Origin of the sequence: Streptomyces sp. URMC 126 (genome assembly GCF_051386555.1) — a bacterium.
Taxonomy (GTDB): Bacteria; Actinomycetota; Actinomycetes; order Streptomycetales; family Streptomycetaceae; genus Streptomyces.
Window position 1 is genome coordinate 1 of the sequence record NZ_JBPQTX010000735.1, and the last position, 318, is coordinate 318.

Annotated in this window: 1 pseudogene; it reads left to right on the forward strand. The window is 68.2% G+C overall.

From position 1 onward, the window contains the following. Window positions 1-60: 60 nt before the first annotated feature. Window positions 61-318 (forward strand): annotated as a pseudogene (locus ACSNOK_RS33680) (hypothetical protein); the annotation flags it as partial.

Sequence of the window (318 nt, forward strand, 5' to 3'; positions counted from 1 at the left end):
GTGCTGGGCGAATCGGCCAGAACCCGGGGGGATTCGGCGATCCGACGATTGGGGTCACACATGAGCAAGCACCGCAGAACGAGGCGCTACCGGAAGATATCCGTCGCCGCCCTCGCCGTGGCCGCCGTCGGCTATCTCGACGTGCTGCTGCCGGTCAAGCACAGCCTCGCCCTCACCATCGCCGCCGCTCTGCTGCTGCAGTGGCTGCCCGCCCTGGCGAACCTCGCCGGAACGGCCTACGTGGGCGCCGTGCAGCTGGTTTCCACCGTGCTGAAGTTCGCCCCGCTGCTCTTCGTCGCGATCGGCGGCCTGTTCTTC